Genomic DNA, 18,277 nt, shown 5'->3' on the forward strand with positions numbered 1-18,277 from the left:
ACGTATGAGAACAGCTAAGGTTTCGGCTAATTTAATTTTATTGTAAGTCCGGTTCACTTCGTAAGGATCAGGACGAATATAAAAGAAGGGTGAGGAACTCAAATTTATAAAAAGTACTGTCTTTAAGAACATATAACTATTCATAGACGTTATATAAAAGAGTCTATTTTGGTATAAAGACCTAGAAGTGCCGCTAACGTCCCGGTGTCCCTTGTCTGAATATAGGATCCGTAAGACTTAGTGAGTGTGTTTATGATAAAGAGAATAGTTCTTAAGATATACCACCATTTATGTAAACCTCCGATAGTAGCTAAATTTAAACATCTTTTCTTAATTTTTGTAATTTGCAGACTATTACCACAAAATGTATAATTTGAGCCGTATGTAAAAATACATAAAAATAAGAAAATGGGGGGTCTTTAAATGAAAAAGGCTAAATGGTTATGGTTAGGGCTGGTTTTGCTTGCCAGTCTATTCCTTGCTTCATGTTCCAGTGGGAATGATTCAGAAACAAGCAGTAACGATGACAGTAAAGATAACGAGGAAAGTACATCAAAGTCCAGTGAGCAGGTTCTGCACCTTTCCGAGGGAGCAGAAATACCGACCATGGATTCTTCCTTAACAATTGATGCTTTGGCTTCTCAATGGCTGGGGTCTACAAAAGATGGTCTTTATCGCTTAGGCGAAAATGGAAAACCAGAACCAGGGATAGCAAAAAATCATGAAATGAGCGAAGATGGTTTGACCTGGACATTCAATTTAAGAGAAGATGCTAAATGGTCAAATGGAGATGCAGTCACAGCCGATGATTTTGTCTATGCATGGAGACGAGCGGTTGATCCTGAAATTGGATCGGAATATGGTCCTTATATGATGAGTGGTGTAATTAAAAATGCAGAGGCCGTTTCCAAGGGCGAAATGGCTCTCGAAGAGCTTGGTGTGAAAGCAGTAGACGATCATACCTTTGAAGTAACATTAGAAAAACCAACACCTTACTTTGAGTCAATGACTACATTTGGCACATTCCTGCCGCTAAATCAAAAGTTTGTTGAAGAAAAAGGCGATCAATATGCACTGGAAGCTGATGGACTTCTTTCGAATGGTCCATTCATAATGACGGAGTGGAATCATGGGGAAGGTTGGAAACTTGAAAGGAATCCTGATTACTGGGATGCAGATGCTGTTCAGTTAGAAGAAATTAATGTAAGCGTAGTAAAAGAAACGGCTGCAGCTGTCAACCTTTATCAAACAGATGAAATAGATCGAGTCAACCTGTCTTCAGAATTCGTTGACGAGTATCGTTCGTCTAAAGAATTGAAAGTCGAAGAAGAGCCAACAATTTTCTTCCTTAAAATGAACCAGGAAAATGAAATTCTTTCTAATTTGAATGCACGTAAGGCGATTCAGATGGTAGTCGATCGTCAAAGTATGGTGGAGGTCATTTTAAATAACGGTTCAATTACCACTGGAGGTAATGTACCTGCTAACTTTACGAAACATCCTGAATCCGGAGAGGACTTCCGGGAAATCAATGGTGCATTAGTGGAACACGATCTAAAGAAAGCACAGGAGTATTGGTCAAAAGCAAAAGAAGAGTTAAACATAGAGAATGCAGAACTCCGTTATTTGGGCGGAGATACAGAGGTTGCTAAAAACCTGGATGCTTATATTAAAGACCAGCTTGAAAAATTAGAGGGCTTGTCAGTTAAGGTCGAAAGTGTTCCTTTTAAAGTGCGTTTAGATCGTGATAAGAACATGGATTATGACATCGAAAATTATGGCTGGGGTCCAGATTATATTGATCCGAACACATTTTTAAACCTATGGGTAACAGATGGAGGAAACAATAAGACCGGCTATTCAAGTGAAGCATATGATTCTCTAATTCAAAAAGCAGGAGATGAACTAGCTCAAAAGCCTGTTGAACGTTTTGAAGCCTTTTTGGAAGCTGAGAAGCTGCTTATTAAAGAGGATGCAGTTATTGCTCCCCTTTATCAGCGAGCAAGAGCGCAGCTGTGGAAGCCAGATGTTAAAGGGGTAACCACGAATCCAATGGGACCTGATTACACCTATAAGTATGCATATATTGAAGGTGAATAAATGATAGGAAGAAATCCGTCCCCGAGGGGACGGATTTTTTTGGCAGCTGTACTGAATTTAATCACTTATACAAAGGAAGTCCTATACTTAGGGCTGCTTAATAGGAATGGATAATTTACTTCAGAGTCATCATTCTATACAATAAATGAAGGAAATAAGTCAGATCAACAAAAGGTGTAATTATGAAACATATTATTATTGGAGCAGGTATAGTTGGAGCCTCTACGGCTTATCACTTGTCGAGAAGAGGGGAAGAAGTACTGATCGTAGACCGTAAAGACAAAGGACAGGCTACGAGGGCTGCTGCAGGAATCATATGCCCCTGGTTAACGAACCGCTCGAATAAAGCATGGTATCATTTAGTAATGGAAGGCGCGAGGTATTACCCATTCCTCATTAAAGAATTGGAGAACCTTGGATTAGCCGATACAGGTTATAAGCAAGTGGGAGCGATCAATATCTTTGATACGGAAGAAAAACTAGATCGAAAAATGAAGGTTGCTTTGGAACGCAGACAGCAGTCACCAGAAATGGGAGAAATCACAAAACTAACTCCTGCGCAGACTAAAGCGATGTTTCCTCCTGTAGCTGACCATTATAGAGCGCTTCATATCAGTGGCGCAGCAAAAGTGGATGGAGAAGCGGTTTCGCAGGCTCTACTTTCCGCAGCAGAGATGAAAGGGGCTGTCTTTCATGAAGGAGAGGTTCAACTCGTTCATAATGGAGATGCTTCCGCTAGGGTTCTGGTAGATGATGAACATATTGAGGCAGATCAGGTAATCGTTGCAAATGGGGCCTGGGCTAAACAATTATTTGCTTCTTACGGTTTAAATACAAATGTGACGTATGAAAAGGCTCAAATCGTTCATTTACAAGTTCCTGAAAAGGATACAGACTCATGGCCAGTCATGCTTCCGCCATTTAATCACTACATGCTGACTTTTGACAATGGAAAATTGATTATTGGGGCTACTAAAGAAAATCGTGAGGATTTTGAAACGGATGTGACGATGGGAGCGGTACATCAACTGTTAGATAAAGCCTTAAAAGTAGCTCCAGGACTTGCTGAAGCTGCTTATATTCAAACAAAAGTTGGTTTTCGTCCATTCACGCCAGGCTCTTTACCTGTTATTGGCCGTGTGCCGGGGCTCACGAACGTATGGATGGCAAATGGTCTAGGTGCATCAGGATTGACCAGTGGTCCATATGTAGGATCTATTCTTGCTAGTTTAGCGGCAGAAGAACAAGTAGAAATCAACTTAGATGATTATGACCCTTCTAACGCATTTTAATAAAACCCACAAACTCGAAGGAGTTTGTGGGTTTTTAAGGAATTAGGCATGTTTCTTTACTTTATCATCTTGATGCAGCTCGTGAGCTATAGCGTCTTTTGTCTCATCGTTATTGTGAGGTTTAGTAACAAATAGAGCTAGTACTATTCCTGCAAGAGAAAGCGTCGTGATTACGATAAAAGCTATGCGGACACCATATATGCCAGGGAAATCTATTCCTGGATTTCCCTGAGCATTTTGGGTGGAAGTGGTCATCACGGTCACTAGGATGGCCGTACCAACAGACGCAGCCACCTGCCTCATGGTGTTATTCATAGCAGCACCATGCGCTATTAATTTTTGAGGCAATTGATTTAACCCTGCAGTTGTAACTGGCATCATGACCATGGATAAGCCAAACATACGGATTGAATACAGGATAGTGATGGAAGCAAAGGTTGTTTCAATGTCGAGAAAAACAAAAGCAGCTGAAGCCGAGGTTAATATGGTTAACCCTGTTAGAGCAAGCAATTTTGCGCCGATTTTATCAAAGATTCTGCCAGTCAGAGGTGACATAAAGCCACTAATGATCGCTCCGGGCAGAAGAGCAAGTCCAGACTGAAAAGCGGTAAACTCCCTCATATTCTGCATATAAAGCGGGAGGAGAGTTTCTACTCCTATTAAACCCATGAAAGCAATCATTCCTATAATGGTTGAAATGGTAAACACTGGATATTTAAACACCCTGAATTCAAGCATTGGGTGTTCCATCCGCAACTGTCTAGTTATAAATAGAAACAGTCCTATGCAGCCAACTAAAAGCACGTATATGGCAGTTGGGCTGGTCCATCCCTCATTTCCAGCTACGGTAAATCCATATAGGAGACTTCCAAAACCAATGGAAGATAATCCAATAGATAAGGGATCTACTTTCGGAAAAGTAAGTTCAGTTACGTTTCGTAAAAAGAAATAAGATAACACCGTAATGATAAGCGCAAGCGGAAGTGTTACTAGAAACAACCATCTCCAAGAAGCAGCTGCTGTAACCCAGCCTGAAAGGGCTGGACCTATGGCCGGGGCGAAAGAAATGACAAGGCCGATATAACCCATAGCCGCTCCACGCTTATTGATCGGAAAAATCATTAAGAAAACGGTCTGCATAAGTGGAAGCATAACCCCTGCGCCACTTGACTGAATAACTCTGCCTACTAGAAGAGTTCCAAAGTTAGGGGCTAAGCCTCCTACTACGGTTCCGACTGTAAAAATGGTCATTGCGCCCAAAAATAATTGTCTGGTAGTAAAACGTTCAATTAAAAATGCGCTGATAGGAATCATAATTCCATTAACAAGCATAAACACGGTGGTGAGCCACTGGGCGCTGTTGGCCGATATATTCATCTCATCCATTATTGGGGGAATGGCTGTAATCATTAAGGTTTGATTTAATATAGTAATAAAAGATCCTGCTAGTAATAGAGCAGCGATCAGTACTTTGTTATAGGGGTTAGTGGTCATAAGCACCATCCTAGTTCATCGGAATATTCTAGATCAATTCTGCTATTATACGCCTGAACATTTGAAACAGACAACCACTTAGAGAGCATTTATTTAAATTTATATTTTTAGAAATATTAATAAAAGTAAATTAACTATAATTTTATTATGTAAATTAGAACAAGCCCCCGTATAGATGTTAGGGAGCTTGTTCTAGTCAAGGTTGCATATTAAGTTTGCTCTGGGAAGAAAGGGACTGATCGAGTACTTCTTTATATTCGTTCAAGAGTTTGCTGAAGATGGTGTCCCAGGATTGATCCAGAGCATACTTTCTTGCTTCATTTTCCATTGACGTAATCCTCAATGGGTTTGCTAGAAGTTTACATATAGCATCAATCATTTGAGTAGTGTTTCTAGGTTCGCACAAGATTCCTGTCTTCCCGTGCTGGATAATTTCCTGAACACCTCCAGATTTTGACGCTACGACAGGAGTTCCGCAGGCAAGCGCTTCAAGAACTACATTTCCAAAAGTTTCGGTTGTCGATGGAAAGATGAATAAAGTGGAATTGGCATAAATGTTTGCTAATTCACTTCCGTGTACATAGCCGGTGAAGGTTACATTGGGCAGTTTCTCCTCTTGAAGTTTTTTGAGGAGCGGACCTTCTCCGACGATTAGCCAGTGAACCTTATCTTTGAAGGGAGAGGGAAGCTTTCTGGCAGTATCCATAAGGATGTCCAGATCTTTTTCAGGTGCCACTCGTCCAACATAAGTTAATAGGAAGGTTGGTTTACGATCATAGTAATCTTTGGAGTTTATATTATTTTTGGAAGGTTGGAATTTTGTACAGTCCACGCCCCTGCTCCAAATGGATAAGTTTTGAAAACCTTGAAGATTTAATTCGGTTCTCGTTTGATAAGAAGGAACAAAAGTTCTTTGAAAATCCTTATAAAACCACTTTAAATATTTCCACATCCATTTTGATAAATATTGAAGGTTATAATAATCCAAATAGCGCTCGAAATTCGTGTGGTAGGAGCCGACGATAGGAATATTTAATTTTTTTGCATAATAAAGTCCAGTCAGTCCCATATTGAATGGGGTGGCAATATGGATAATATCGGGCTTGAAAGATTCCAGATCTTTTTTTATACGAGGTACGCAGGGGAAAGAAAGACGACATTCAGGATACAGGAAGAACGGAAAGCTAAGAACAGATCGGATATGGTCAGAGGGGAGCGAACTTTTAAAGTAGGGAATAAACAAACGATATTCAATTTCTTCCTTTTCCAAATGAGTGACTAATATTTCCAGAGTCCGAGATACTCCATTGACTTGAGGCGTATAAGTGTCCGAGAAAATGGCAATCTTCAAATTTTCTTCCCTCCTTAAATCATTCCTATGATCGATTAACGGTAAGCCGGGCATCCGGTCTACCGGTATTATTTATTCGACCTTTCATAAGGATATGACAGTAGAGGGAGGTAAAAGTTTCTTTAATAGAATCCAAACAAAAACCTACTTCATGTAGTAGGTTTTTTGAAGAGCATTATATTGTTGGTGTGATTAGTTGGAATAAGGGTGAGTTGAAAGGCTTAGCTCAATGACATCATTAGGCTGCTTTTTTACCAAGAGATTGTTGACTGATGGTTTTCAACAAGATCATTTTGTCTTTAAACGTCAGTTTGCACCAGATACCTGCATTGATTTTCATTCTCTTCTCCTCCTAGGAAAAATTTAAGTATGAGTCATGGCTAATGGATCAATTCAACTTGTACTTAGCATATACCGTCTTTTCATCCAGTATAAACAACAAAAATTTCTACAATGTTCGATGTTTGGGACTCTTTGATAAGTGATTTAGCAACTTATTGTCACTTATAAGGCGAAATGACTGTAAAAAAAAGTGAATCTTGTAATATAGATATAAGATTTGTCAAACGGTATATTCGACTATACGTAAAATATTTTTTGAGAGGCTAAGCTAATAGAAGGGAAAATGGAAGCAGACGTGGAAATTATCGTTAAAGGGGTGAAAGGTCAATGAAGTATAAAGTAATTGATGGTCATAACGATACGTTATTAAATTATATGGATGAAACTAGTGATTTTGATTTCTTAAAGGAATCTGATGCGGGGCATTTAGATTTGATAAGAGCTCAAAAAAGTGGATTCTCCGGAGGTTTTTTTGCGATATTTACTCCAAATCCGGTAAGACCTCCATCCATCAGTGAATTTCTTACCGAAAAAGGTTATCAAGTACCTTTACCAGATCCAATTGATTCTTCCTATGCTCAATTACATACCAACAAGGTATTAGCAAAGATGATTAAACTCGAGAAAGATTCACAGCAGCAATTCATAATTGTACGCAGTGAAAAAGAAATGCGCGAATGTCTGAACCAGGATGCGATCGGTGGAATTATACATATGGAAGGAGCTGAGGCGATTGATTTGGACTTTGATTCACTATATGTTTACCATCAAGCAGGCTTGCGGTCTCTGGGACCGGTTTGGAGCAGACCAAATGACTTTGGAGAAGGGGTTCCTTATCATTTTCCAGCTAGCCCTGATACAGGACCTGGACTTACCGAAAAAGGAAAGCAGCTTATAAGACTCTGTAACGAGCTGGGAGTAATGATTGATCTTTCCCATATGAATGAGAAAGGATTCTGGGATACAGCACGCCTATCCGCACATCCACTAGTAGCTACTCACTCTAATGCTCATAAACTCTGTCCCATTACAAGGAACTTAACAGACAAACAACTGGATGCTATTAAAGAATCAAATGGAGTGGTCGGCGTAACTTTCTGCGTGAATATGTTAAGGGTTGATGGAAAAATGGACATAAGCGCCCCATTAGAAGCCATTACAGATCATATCCATTATATCGCAGACCGTATAGGCATTGATCATATAGCACTCGGTTCTGATTTTGACGGCTGTACGATTCCGAAAGTAATCAAAGACGTGACGGGAGTGCCAAAGCTATTGGATCAGCTTCACCGTGAAGGATGGACGGAAGAAGATGTTGCTAAATTAACCCACTTAAATTGGCTCAGAGTTCTTAAAGAAACAGGGATTTAATGTTATAGAGTGTTCAGACATGTGAAACGCTTAGAACTGCAAGTTCTAAGCGTTTCTTGTAGTATCTCCAGAAGATTGTAAGCATATTAAGATTCATAGATTTACAGGAAAGATTCTAAATTCTATGAAAAGTAGCAGCCCCACAAGAAAGTCTCTGTCAGGCTGTTGCTTATTTTCAATACATTTATATTTAAGAGCGATGTTTCTGATAGGTAATTGGCCTGGTCATGGTTTGGATTTCGCCGAATATTTGTTCCGTAAGCGGATCAGCTTCCAGGTAGCTTAAGTTATCCTCTACTTGCTCAACTGAACTAGCTCCGAATACGGCTGTAGCCACGGCAGGATGGTGAAGGACATATTGCAAGGCAAGTGCGGTTGGAGTTCTTGCGTCACTGCCATAATCCTGCCATTTTTCAGTAAGTGCAAGAATTTCCTCCTGACTATAATCTAAAAAACCATCTTCGGCTTTTTGGGAAGCTTTATGGTGTCCTTTTGATGAAAGCATTCCTTTAGCCAGCGGCCCTCTAGCAAGTACACTAATATCATTTTCAGAAAGTAAGTCCAGGATTTCTTCTTCTGGCCTTCGATCCAGAGCATTATACTGCATCATGACACTGGAGATATTGGATCTATTAACATATTCACGTATAACATTCGGTCGAATAGAAGATATTCCATATTCACGTATAAGTCCATCTTGTTTAAGTTCATCAAAGGCTTCTATCGTTTCGTCCATAGGATCATCAATTGTACCGCCATGAAGCTGATAAAGATCAATGTAGTCAGTACCGATGCGCTGCAAGCTGTCTTTTACAGCGCGTTTAATATGTTTTTTTGAAGGATCCCATGTCCAGCCTTCCTGTCCCGGGGTAAAGTTATTTCCTGCCTTAGACCCGATAATAAGGTCTTCCCTGCGCCCCTGGATCGCTTTACCAACTATTTTCTCATTGGTTCCAAAATCATAGAGGTCAGCTGTATCTAAGTAATTTACTCCAGCGTCTAATGCCCTGTCTATAATAGATTTTGCTTTCTTTTCATCAGTACCTAATGACATGCAGCCTAAGCTGATTTCGGATACATATAAGTCCGATTTCCCAATTTGTCGTTTCTTCATATTATCATCCTTTCTTATTTTTCCATTAAAAGCATACGGAATCTTCGGTGTCTCCCTTCCACATATGATAAACTATCCATAGATTAATCGAGAGGATGAGAGACTTTGAAGAGGTTTGAAGAAAAAACTTACCATACAGAAACGATCTATACAGGCAAGATTGTTCAATTAAATATTGACAGTGTTACTTTACCCGATGGAAATACTTCTAAACGAGAGTTGATTAAGCATCCAGGTGCTGTAGCCGTTATTGCCCTTACGGATGAAGGTAAATTAATATGCGTGGAACAGTACAGAAAACCAATGGAAAAAAGCCTGGTCGAAATTCCCGCTGGTAAACTTGAACCTGGTGAAGAAGCTAAGACATGTGCGCTTAGAGAATTGGAAGAAGAAACTGGTTACACGACGGATTCTTTGGAATGGGTTACCTCTTTTTATACATCTCCCGGTTTCGCTGATGAGATTGTCCATATTTATTTCACAGATCAAGTTAAAGCCCTGGATCAACGTCCAGATGGTGATGAGGATGAATTCGTAGAGCTTATGGAGTTAACGCTGGGGGAAGCTGAAGAATTAGAAAGAAATCAACGGATTCAGGATGCTAAAACTGCCTATGCTCTTTTATACTGGAAGCTTCGAGTTTCAGAATAAATCTTTTACCCCTTGAGCTTAGAGACATGACTGAGTCAAAAGAGGACGGTTAAAAGGTCAGTTACTGCTACATCTCATTTGTGAAATCTATGAACATTTGCTATGCAATGTCTGACCAGACAGGCAGTACCTAAAGGTTGATCTTAAATACAATGTATGATGGTCTACTTTTATCTTTTTCTTCATAGATTGGTCATAGACCGGTTATGAGAAAGGATGGAGATTCCATGCAGAATAGTATGCGGGTGGCAGGGAAAGAGATACAAAGCCATGTAAATATTTTCGTTTTTATATTTGTCTTATTCATTATGGGAATTATATTCGGAGCGGTAATCGTTAACAGCATGAATTTCGTTCAAAAGCAGGATCTCTTTTTTTACTTAAAACAATTCTTTGAACAAAATATTTCCATGAATGGAACCTCAAAAGCTACTCTTTGGAAGGACAGCATCCTTTACCATTTAAAATATATGCTTCTTTTGTTTTTATTAGGTATCTCAGTTATTGGCATGCCCATTATTACCGTTCTATTATTTATTAAAGGACTTGTTGTAGGGTTTTCAGTAGGGTTCTTAGTAAATCAGATGGGCTGGTATGGTCTGTTGATTTCCTCAGCAGCTATAGCTCCTCAGAATTTACTTATCATACCTGTGTACTTAATAGCTGGATCGCTGGCCCTGATTTTCTCTTTGACACTTTGTAAGCAGCTGTTTATAAGAAGAGTGCACCAACCCATCCTTAAAGGGTTTGTTCGTTACAGCGCTTTTTTTGGGGCATTAATGCTTATACTGATCGTAGCTTCTACTATTGAAGTATTTTTTTCAAATACCATTCTTGACTACGTGTTGAAGTGGATTTATCATTAAATTAATAGTGATAATCATATTCAGTTTAGAATGATTATAAAACATAGATTAAAATAATTTTAATTTGACACTCGTTCTGACTCTGCTTATAATTAAATTGATTACGAGGGAGGGACGAACGATATGGAGCATCGTATTGAGAGAATTAAGAAACAATTGCATTCCCAGAGTTATAAGTTAACACCTCAAAGGGAAGCTACTGTTCGAGTGCTTTTAGAAAATGAAGAAGATCATTTAAGTGCCGAAGATGTCTACCTCCTCGTAAAAGAGAAAGCACCCGAAATCGGTTTGGCTACCGTATATCGTACGCTGGAATTGTTATCCGAATTGAAAGTTGTCGATAAAATAAACTTTGGAGATGGAGTTTCCCGCTATGACCTTCGAAAAGAAGGGGCGGAGCACTTTCATCACCACTTAGTTTGCATAGAGTGTGGATCGGTAGAGGAAATCGAGGAAGATTTATTAGGGGACGTTGAAAAGCTTGTAGAAGGACAATGGGGATTTCAGGTTAAAGATCATCGTTTAACATTTCATGGGATCTGCCGCGTCTGCCAAAAACAAGCCGTAGCCGCCTCGGCATCAAAGGGAAACGAAGAAAATTAATAAACTGCCGCTATGAAATCACATAGTGGCTTTTTTATTTTGATAGACGTTTATTTTCTACAGACGGGATACGTCTCGATCTATTTACAAACTGACGGAAATCGTGTAGGTTTATCGTAGGTAGAACAATCATGTATATTTGACGTCCATCTGGGCATATCCTTTTACATAAAGGCTCTAGAAAAGGGGTAGCGGGATGGTTCATTTACGTCAAAATATACAGGAATTAGTTAAGGTTCTTATTGTATTTACTTTATGTACTTGCATTTTTTATATGGCACTTCGTCTTGTACATGAGGAGTATGAAAGGCAGCATCGATATGATCCGCCGAGTGGCGCGGCAGTAAAGGTGTACAAGCCGTTGGAACCGGCCTGGCCGGATCGACTGTCGATATTCTTCCAATTAGGAGAGTAGATGGATCATGGATTACGCGTTAGAAGATTTTTTTCATTATTTAACAGTTGAGCGAGGTCTATCATCGAATACTATCCAATCTTATAAGCGTGATCTAATGCAATACCAGCAGTTTTTACAACAGGAGTTAAATCTATCAGACTGGGATCAAGTAACAAGGTCGCATATAATGAGGTACCTGCATGATTTGAATGATAAAGGGCGTTCTTCTGCTACAGTGGCTAGACTGCTGTCTTCCATTCGTCTTTATCATCAATTCTTAATCAGGGAAAAAGTAACAAATGAAGATCCAAGTCTCCATATTGAAACCCCAAAAAAAGAACGAAAGCTGCCAAAAGTACTTTCATCTGAAGAGGTGGACAAACTCCTTAATGTGGAAACGAAGGATCCTTTATCATTAAGAAATAAAGCGATGCTGGAAATGCTTTATGCCACAGGGCTTCGCGTCACAGAACTTGTCTCTTTAAAAGTAAGCGATCTCCATCTCACGATGGGATTTGTACGCTGTTTAGGTAAAGGGTCTAAGGAAAGAATTATTCCTCTAGGAGATTTGGCGAAGGAAGCTGTGCAAACTTATTTGGAACAAGGTCGTGGGGCGTTGGTCAAAAATAAAAAGACAGAAGAATTATTTGTGAATCATCACGGAAATAAACTGTCACGCCAAGGTTTTTGGAAAATACTGAAAGCGGTTGCCCGCGATGCTGGAATTCTAAAAGAGCTCACTCCTCACACGCTGAGGCATTCATTTGCTACACATTTATTAGAAAATGGAGCGGACTTGCGTGCTGTACAGGAAATGTTAGGTCATGCTGATATTTCTACCACTCAAGTTTATACACACGTTACTAAAACACGATTAAAAGATGTTTATCGCTCGTATCATCCTCGAGCATAAACTTTTTTGTTTTTAGTTGTCTGACATCCTACATCTATAAAGATTAGCGTAAAATAACTAAGTTATGGGAAAGTAAAAAATAGGAGGGATCGTTAATGAAACCATTTAAAAGAGTATTTTTAGTAGTTATGGATTCTGTGGGAATTGGAGAGGCTCCGGACGCTGAACAATTTAATGATAAAGGAGCCCATACCCTGGGTCACATAGCTGAACGTATGAATGGGCTTAATATGCCGAATATGGGATCGCTTGGGTTGAGTAATATTAGAGAAATTCAGGGGATCGAGCCTTCAAAACAGCCTAAAGCTCATTATACAACCATGAGAGAAGCATCAAATGGTAAGGATACGATGACGGGTCATTGGGAAATTATGGGGTTGTACATTGATCAGCCTTTCCGTACATTTCCAGATGGATTTCCGGACGAACTTCTGAGTGAAATAAAAGAAAGAACAGGGCGCGGCATTGTAGGAAACAAACCGGCATCCGGCACAGAAATCATTAAAGAACTGGGAGAGCATCACATGAATACGGGGGATTTAATTATTTACACCTCTGCCGATTCTGTGCTTCAAATTGCTGCTCATGAAGATGTGGTCCCGCCTGAAGAGCTATATGAGATCTGTGAACTTTGCCGCGAATTAACACTAGATGAGAAATATATGGTTGGACGAGTAATTGCGCGTCCATTTGTTGGAGAACCAGGGTCTTTTGAACGTACTTCCAACCGGCATGATTATGCTTTAAAGCCTTTCGGAAGGACAGTTATGAACGAAATGAAGGATGAAGATCTAGATGTAATTGCTTTAGGTAAAATCTCCGATATCTATGACGGCGAAGGTGTAACAGAAGCGATTCGTACGAATGACAATATGGATGGAATGGACAAACTTGTTCAATCGATGCAACAAGACTTTATAGGCATGAGCTTTTTAAACCTTGTCGATTTTGATGCGAAATTTGGTCATCGCCGGGATCCAGAAGGATATGGTAAAGCGCTTGAAGCTTATGATAAACGTCTTCCAGAAGTACTTGACCTACTAAAAGAAGATGATCTTTTGATCATTACAGCAGACCATGGCAACGACCCAGTTCATCATGGTACGGATCATACTAGAGAGCTTGTCCCACTAATTGTTTATCATAATGGAATTAAAGATGGAAAGGAATTAGAGCAGCGTCAGACGTTTGCAGATATTGGTGCCACAATATCTGACAATTTCTCGATTAAAATGCCGGAGCATGGAACCAGTTTTTTAAACGATATTAAATAGGAGGCCCATTATGTATCACTTACACGTAGAAGAAGCTTCAGAATATATAACGAAACAATTAAATGTTCAGCCAACCGTAGGATTAATTCTCGGTTCGGGTTTAGGGGTGCTGGCTGATGAAATTCAAAACCCCACAACAATCCTTTATAAAGATATTCCTCATTTCCCTGAATCAACCGTGTCCGGGCATAAGGGACAATTGGTTATCGGGGAATTGGAAGGAAGACAAGTCATTGCTATGCAAGGCCGCTTCCATTATTACGAGGGGTACAATATGCAGCAGGTTACGTTCCCTGTCCGGGTAATGAAAGAACTCGGCATTGATACCTTGTTTGTAACGAATGCGGCTGGAGGGATTAATGAATCCTTTAACCCTGGTAATCTGATGATTATTACGGATCATATTAACAACATGGGGGATAGCCCTCTTATCGGTCCGAATGATGATGAAAGGGGACCACGATTCCCGGATATGTCAGAAGCCTATGATCGTGACTTGATCGAACATGCCAGACAAAGTGCTGAAAGACTTGAACTAAGTGTGCAGGAAGGTGTTTACGTAGGCAATACAGGCCCAGCTTATGAAACAGGTGCAGAGGTTCGAATGCTACGTGTATTAGGTGGAGACGCTGTAGGAATGTCTACCGTACCTGAAGTTATTACAGCTAGTCACGCAGGAATTCGTGTTCTGGGGATCTCTTGTATTTCCAATATGGCTGCTGGAATATTGGATCAGCCTCTGACTCACGATGAAGTTATTGAAACCACCTCTCAAGTGAGAGAGGATTTCCTTGGATTTGTTAAGGAACTTTTAAAGTCATTACCAGCCTGAAGACATAAATAGTAAAGGGTGAGTTAAATGAGAATGTACGATATTATTGTTAAAAAAAGAGATGGCGGCGAACTAACGAAAGAGGAGATCTACTTCTTTGTAAATGGGTACACCCAAGGTGATATTCCTGATTATCAGGCTTCGGCATTAACGATGGCTATTTATTTTCAAGGGATGACTCAGGAAGAAACAGCTACATTGACCCAAGCAATGGTGGATTCCGGTGAGACAATTGATCTTTCTGCTATCAAAGGACATAAAGTGGATAAACACTCAACAGGAGGTGTAGGCGATAAAGTTACCTTCATTGTAGGTCCATTAGTTGCTTCTGTTGGGGTGCCAGTCGCAAAAATGTCAGGGCGAGGCCTGGGTCACACGGGTGGAACATTGGATAAGCTGGAATCAATTAAGGGTCTGGAAATTGAAATGACAAAAGATCAGTTCATCCATAATGTGAATACTCATAAGCTGGCAGTAGCTGGACAGACTGGAAATCTGGCACCTGCCGATAAGAAGTTATACGCATTGCGCGATGTAACTGGAACTGTCGATTCTCTTCCTCTCATAGCCGGGTCCATTATGAGTAAGAAACTGGCTTCTGGTGCAGACGGCATAGTGTTAGATGTTAAAACGGGCTCTGGTGCTTTTATGAAAACCCTTGAAGATTCAAAAAATTTAGCTCAAGAAATGGTCAATATCGGTAACAACCTTGGACGTCAAACGGTTGCGGTCATTAGCGATATGAATCAGCCGCTTGGGTTTGAAGTTGGAAATGCCAACGAAATTAAAGAAGCTGCTGAGATTCTGCAAGGAAAAAATGTAGAGGATTTAAGAGAGCTATCTTTAGAACTTGCCTCTCACATGACCGTTCTTGCAGAAGTATTTAATTCTTATGAAGAAGCTTATGAGGCTTTGGCGAAGAATTTGGAAAATGGAAAGGCATTTCAAAGTTTGCGGAATCTGGTCGAAGCGCAAAATGGTGATGTATCGATGATCGATAACTTAGACGACCTTCCTACAGCCAAGCACAAAATCGATGTGAAAGCGGAGAAGAGCGGCTATATAGCTGCAATTGATGCAGAGTCCATCGGAATTGCAGCTATGTACTTGGGTGCTGGACGCGCTACCAAAGATGATGAGATTAATCACGGCGTCGGCATTACCTTGAACAAAAAAATAGGAGATTGGGTGGAAGAAGGAGAATCTCTAGTTGTTCTGAATAGCGATGATGAAGAACCTCAAGCATCCATTACTAAAGTATTAGAGGCTTATTCTATTGCCGATGAGAAAGTAGAAAAACCTACGCTTATTTATACAGTGATTAAATAAAATTGTTGAGATTTTTAAGTCACCATATTTTGAAACAGAGTTCTTCACTATTCTTTTATAGTGGAGAACTTTTTTATTTATTTAATCAATGGCAGTACACATAAATCAGAACTGGATTCCTCCAAACAATTATTGGCTGAAACAGGAATCAAATAGAAGAATAAAACATTAAAAACAAGGTGTAGAATATTATTTCTGCGCCTTGTTTTTCTTTTCCTATAACTCTGTATAGAAAACCATATAAAGGGAAAAATAGGGGCACTTACAGAAATTGGAGGTCAATTGTATGCAAAAACTCATCGGCTCCATCCTTATTTTAATGGTAACTTTAAGTATTTTACAGCCAGCATCCATAAAAGCAGAAGAAAAATCTGCGCCCGATCTGGTGGATTCTGCTAAGTCAGCCATATTGTTAGAAAAAAATAGTGGAATGATGCTCTACGAAAAAGATGCCCATCAGGAACTTCCTCCTGCCAGTATGACAAAGGTAATGACTCTTTTGCTTATAATGGAAGCATTGGAAAAAGAGAATATTAGTCTGGAGGAAAAAGTAAGAATCAGCGAACATGCGGCTTCTATGGGAGGGTCACAAATTTTTCTAGAAGCTGGTGAAGAGATGACTGTTCAGGACTTGTTAAAGGGAATAGCTGTAGCTTCTGGTAACGATGCTAGTGTAGCTATGGCGGAGCGGATCGCAGGTTCTGAGAAAGAGTTTGTTAATCAAATGAATAAAAAAGCACAAGATTTAGGCCTTAAAAACACACATTTCGAAAACCCTACCGGACTCCCGGCAAAAGGACATTATAGTACAGCCCATGATATGGCTGTAATGGCTCGCGAACTCTTACTACACGATGAAGTCACTCAATATACAAGTATCTATGATGATTATTTACGTAAAGGCAAAGATAACGAATTCTGGCTGGTCACTACAAATAAGTTAATAAAATCCTATCCAGGTATGGATGGTTTAAAGACGGGTTACACTTCTGAAGCAAAATATTGTCTAACAGCTTCAGCTAAACGGGATGACATGCACATGATTGCGGTCGTAATGGGGGCGGAGACACCTAAAGATCGTAATTCAGATATCACAAGCCTCCTTGATTATGGCTTTGGGCAGTATGAAGGAGTCAAGTTGTACGATAAGAAAGATACGTTAAAAACCATGAAGCTCACTAGAGGACAACCTGAGAATATTAAACTTTCTCCTGAAAAAGATGTTGTTATTCTCAAGAAAAAGTCCGAGAAAGAACAGGCTTATGACACTAAAATAAAACTGGTGGAACAAAAGGAACTCCCACTTTCCAGAGGAGACCATATGGGATGGGTCATCGTTGAGAAAGATGGAAAAGAAGTAGCCAAAGTTCGTCTGGAAACAAAGGAGAAAGTAGAGAAGGCAAGCTTTATCAACTTATGGGAGCGTTCCTGGAGGAATTTGACGAGCTTTCAGAGGTTTTAGCTTTTTGCCACTAGTATTGTTTTTAAGCAGGAATAAGCAGCAGATTTTACGAAAGACTTAAAGACTCTTATAAGTTAGAGGAGGAAACCAATTGAGTCTTCGCGTAGAATTTGTAACTAAAGAAAATGTTTTGGTAGTTCGCTTGGAGGGAGAACTTGATCACCATGAGACAAGTAAGCTTCGCGAATCCTGGCGGGGCCAGCTGCAGCAGAACGATGTAGACCATGTAGTTGTTAATTTAGGAAAACTTAACTTCATGGATAGTTCCGGCCTTGGGGTTATGCTTGGACGATATAAAGAGGTTCAAGCTTCAGGGAATGAAATGATTATTTGTTCTATATCTCCAGAAGTCAGGCGGTTATTTGATTTATCCGGGATGTTTAAGATTATGAGGCTGGTTGATAGCGAATCCTATGCTCTTGAACTATTGGGGGTGGCTTCATGCGAAATGAGATGACACTCGAATTCTTGAGTGTAAGTGAAAATGAATCACTTGCGCGCGTGGCGGTAGCGGCATTTATCAGTCAGATGAATCCTACAATGGAGGAGCTTACGGATATTAAGACGGTTGTTTCTGAAGCTGTCACAAATGCAATTATCCATGGATATGAGGAGAATCCGCATCAGAAAGTTATGATTTCATGTGCAATTGATGGCGAACAAATTGAAATTATTATAAAAGATGAAGGAAAAGGAATCAGGGACATTGAAGAAGCTAAAGAGCCTCTCTTCACTTCAAAACCTGAATGGGAACGTTCCGGTATGGGATTTACAATTATGGAAAATTTTATGGATAAGGTGGATGTCACTTCTGAACCAGATAGTGGGACAACAATCCGTATGATGAAGCAGCTCACCTCAACTAGAGCTTTATGCAATTGAG

Annotated in this window: 17 protein-coding genes; 14 read left to right on the forward strand and 3 right to left on the reverse strand. The window is 39.9% G+C overall.

Annotation, left to right across the window (positions count from 1 at the left end):
- The first annotated feature begins 423 nt into the window (after positions 1 to 423).
- Positions 424 to 2,100, forward strand: coding sequence for an ABC transporter substrate-binding protein (locus ACTWP7_RS16730; RefSeq protein WP_443124184.1), 1,677 nt, complete (start codon positions 424 to 426; stop codon positions 2,098 to 2,100).
- 182 nt (positions 2,101 to 2,282) lie between these two features.
- Complete coding sequence (locus ACTWP7_RS16735) at positions 2,283 to 3,392, forward strand: NAD(P)/FAD-dependent oxidoreductase (RefSeq protein WP_443124185.1); 1,110 nt, start codon at positions 2,283 to 2,285, stop codon at positions 3,390 to 3,392.
- Positions 3,393 to 3,434: 42 nt separating this feature from the next.
- On the opposite strand, the gene ACTWP7_RS16740 is transcribed toward ACTWP7_RS16735, so the two are convergent.
- The gene (locus ACTWP7_RS16740; RefSeq protein ID WP_443124186.1) at positions 3,435 to 4,886 is read right to left on the reverse strand and encodes a DHA2 family efflux MFS transporter permease subunit; all 1,452 of its coding nucleotides are present in this window, start codon (positions 4,884 to 4,886) and stop codon (positions 3,435 to 3,437) included.
- A 196-nt stretch (positions 4,887 to 5,082) separates the two neighbouring features.
- Positions 5,083 to 6,237, reverse strand: a complete 1,155-nt coding sequence (locus tag ACTWP7_RS16745; RefSeq protein WP_443124187.1) for a glycosyltransferase family 4 protein — start codon at positions 6,235 to 6,237, stop codon at positions 5,083 to 5,085.
- A 669-nt stretch (positions 6,238 to 6,906) separates the two neighbouring features.
- Between ACTWP7_RS16745 and ACTWP7_RS16750 the strand changes: the two genes are divergently transcribed.
- Positions 6,907 to 7,953, forward strand: coding sequence for a dipeptidase (locus tag ACTWP7_RS16750; RefSeq protein ID WP_443124188.1), 1,047 nt, complete (start codon positions 6,907 to 6,909; stop codon positions 7,951 to 7,953).
- A 190-nt stretch (positions 7,954 to 8,143) separates the two neighbouring features.
- On the opposite strand, the gene ACTWP7_RS16755 is transcribed toward ACTWP7_RS16750, so the two are convergent.
- Positions 8,144 to 9,067: an aldo/keto reductase gene (locus ACTWP7_RS16755; protein WP_443124189.1), complete on the reverse strand. Its 924-nt coding sequence runs from the start codon at positions 9,065 to 9,067 to the stop codon at positions 8,144 to 8,146.
- A gap of 105 nt (positions 9,068 to 9,172) precedes the next feature.
- Between ACTWP7_RS16755 and ACTWP7_RS16760 the strand changes: the two genes are divergently transcribed.
- The 11 genes from ACTWP7_RS16760 (at position 9,173) to spoIIAB (ending at position 18,276) form a co-directional block, all read left to right on the forward strand.
- Complete coding sequence (locus ACTWP7_RS16760; RefSeq protein WP_443124190.1) at positions 9,173 to 9,718, forward strand: NUDIX hydrolase; 546 nt, start codon at positions 9,173 to 9,175, stop codon at positions 9,716 to 9,718.
- A gap of 227 nt (positions 9,719 to 9,945) precedes the next feature.
- The gene (spoIIM, locus tag ACTWP7_RS16765; protein WP_443124191.1) at positions 9,946 to 10,584 is read left to right on the forward strand and encodes a stage II sporulation protein M; all 639 of its coding nucleotides are present in this window, start codon (positions 9,946 to 9,948) and stop codon (positions 10,582 to 10,584) included.
- 123 nt (positions 10,585 to 10,707) lie between these two features.
- Complete coding sequence (gene fur, locus ACTWP7_RS16770) at positions 10,708 to 11,187, forward strand: ferric iron uptake transcriptional regulator (protein ID WP_014643594.1); 480 nt, start codon at positions 10,708 to 10,710, stop codon at positions 11,185 to 11,187.
- Positions 11,188 to 11,383: 196 nt separating this feature from the next.
- Positions 11,384 to 11,602, forward strand: a complete 219-nt coding sequence (locus ACTWP7_RS16775) for a YqzK family protein (RefSeq protein WP_443124192.1) — start codon at positions 11,384 to 11,386, stop codon at positions 11,600 to 11,602.
- A 4-nt stretch (positions 11,603 to 11,606) separates the two neighbouring features.
- Complete coding sequence (gene xerD, locus ACTWP7_RS16780) at positions 11,607 to 12,497, forward strand: site-specific tyrosine recombinase XerD (protein WP_443124252.1); 891 nt, start codon at positions 11,607 to 11,609, stop codon at positions 12,495 to 12,497.
- A 95-nt stretch (positions 12,498 to 12,592) separates the two neighbouring features.
- Positions 12,593 to 13,771: a phosphopentomutase gene (deoB, locus tag ACTWP7_RS16785; protein ID WP_443124193.1), complete on the forward strand. Its 1,179-nt coding sequence runs from the start codon at positions 12,593 to 12,595 to the stop codon at positions 13,769 to 13,771.
- 10 nt (positions 13,772 to 13,781) lie between these two features.
- Entirely contained in the window at positions 13,782 to 14,603 is an 822-nt protein-coding gene (locus ACTWP7_RS16790) for a purine-nucleoside phosphorylase (RefSeq protein WP_443124194.1), read from the forward strand.
- Between the two features lie 27 nt (positions 14,604 to 14,630).
- Complete coding sequence (locus ACTWP7_RS16795) at positions 14,631 to 15,932, forward strand: pyrimidine-nucleoside phosphorylase (RefSeq protein WP_443124195.1); 1,302 nt, start codon at positions 14,631 to 14,633, stop codon at positions 15,930 to 15,932.
- 286 nt (positions 15,933 to 16,218) lie between these two features.
- Complete coding sequence (locus ACTWP7_RS16800) at positions 16,219 to 17,394, forward strand: D-alanyl-D-alanine carboxypeptidase family protein (RefSeq protein WP_443124196.1); 1,176 nt, start codon at positions 16,219 to 16,221, stop codon at positions 17,392 to 17,394.
- Between the two features lie 91 nt (positions 17,395 to 17,485).
- On the forward strand, positions 17,486 to 17,851 hold the full coding sequence (gene spoIIAA / locus ACTWP7_RS16805) for an anti-sigma F factor antagonist (protein WP_443124197.1): 366 nt from the start codon (positions 17,486 to 17,488) through the stop codon (positions 17,849 to 17,851).
- Entirely contained in the window at positions 17,836 to 18,276 is a 441-nt protein-coding gene (gene spoIIAB, locus ACTWP7_RS16810; RefSeq protein WP_443124198.1) for an anti-sigma F factor, read from the forward strand. The genes spoIIAA and spoIIAB overlap by 16 nt, the downstream gene beginning before the upstream one ends.
- Position 18,277 lies beyond the last annotated feature (1 nt).

The organism is Halobacillus sp. B29 (assembly GCF_052246755.1).
In the GTDB taxonomy this organism is placed as follows: domain Bacteria; phylum Bacillota; class Bacilli; order Bacillales; family Halobacillaceae; genus Halobacillus; species Halobacillus halophilus.

What these genes read in the sequence shown, in the direction of transcription:
- ACTWP7_RS16790 (WP_443124194.1), top strand. Translation starts at nt 13,782, where the DNA reads ATGTATCACTTACACGTAGAAGAAGCTTCAGAATATATAACGAAACAA.
- deoB (WP_443124193.1), top strand. Translation starts at nt 12,593, where the DNA reads ATGAAACCATTTAAAAGAGTATTTTTAGTAGTTATGGATTCTGTGGGA.
- fur (WP_014643594.1), top strand. Translation starts at nt 10,708, where the DNA reads ATGGAGCATCGTATTGAGAGAATTAAGAAACAATTGCATTCCCAGAGT.
- spoIIM (WP_443124191.1), top strand. Translation starts at nt 9,946, where the DNA reads ATGCAGAATAGTATGCGGGTGGCAGGGAAAGAGATACAAAGCCATGTA.
- ACTWP7_RS16750 (WP_443124188.1), top strand. Translation starts at nt 6,907, where the DNA reads ATGAAGTATAAAGTAATTGATGGTCATAACGATACGTTATTAAATTAT.
- ACTWP7_RS16730 (WP_443124184.1), top strand. Translation starts at nt 424, where the DNA reads ATGAAAAAGGCTAAATGGTTATGGTTAGGGCTGGTTTTGCTTGCCAGT.
- spoIIAB (WP_443124198.1), top strand. Translation starts at nt 17,836, where the DNA reads ATGCGAAATGAGATGACACTCGAATTCTTGAGTGTAAGTGAAAATGAA.
- ACTWP7_RS16800 (WP_443124196.1), top strand. Translation starts at nt 16,219, where the DNA reads ATGCAAAAACTCATCGGCTCCATCCTTATTTTAATGGTAACTTTAAGT.
- ACTWP7_RS16775 (WP_443124192.1), top strand. Translation starts at nt 11,384, where the DNA reads ATGGTTCATTTACGTCAAAATATACAGGAATTAGTTAAGGTTCTTATT.
- ACTWP7_RS16755 (WP_443124189.1), bottom strand. Translation starts at nt 9,067, where the DNA reads ATGAAGAAACGACAAATTGGGAAATCGGACTTATATGTATCCGAAATC.
- ACTWP7_RS16735 (WP_443124185.1), top strand. Translation starts at nt 2,283, where the DNA reads ATGAAACATATTATTATTGGAGCAGGTATAGTTGGAGCCTCTACGGCT.
- ACTWP7_RS16740 (WP_443124186.1), bottom strand. Translation starts at nt 4,886, where the DNA reads ATGACCACTAACCCCTATAACAAAGTACTGATCGCTGCTCTATTACTA.
- ACTWP7_RS16795 (WP_443124195.1), top strand. Translation starts at nt 14,631, where the DNA reads ATGAGAATGTACGATATTATTGTTAAAAAAAGAGATGGCGGCGAACTA.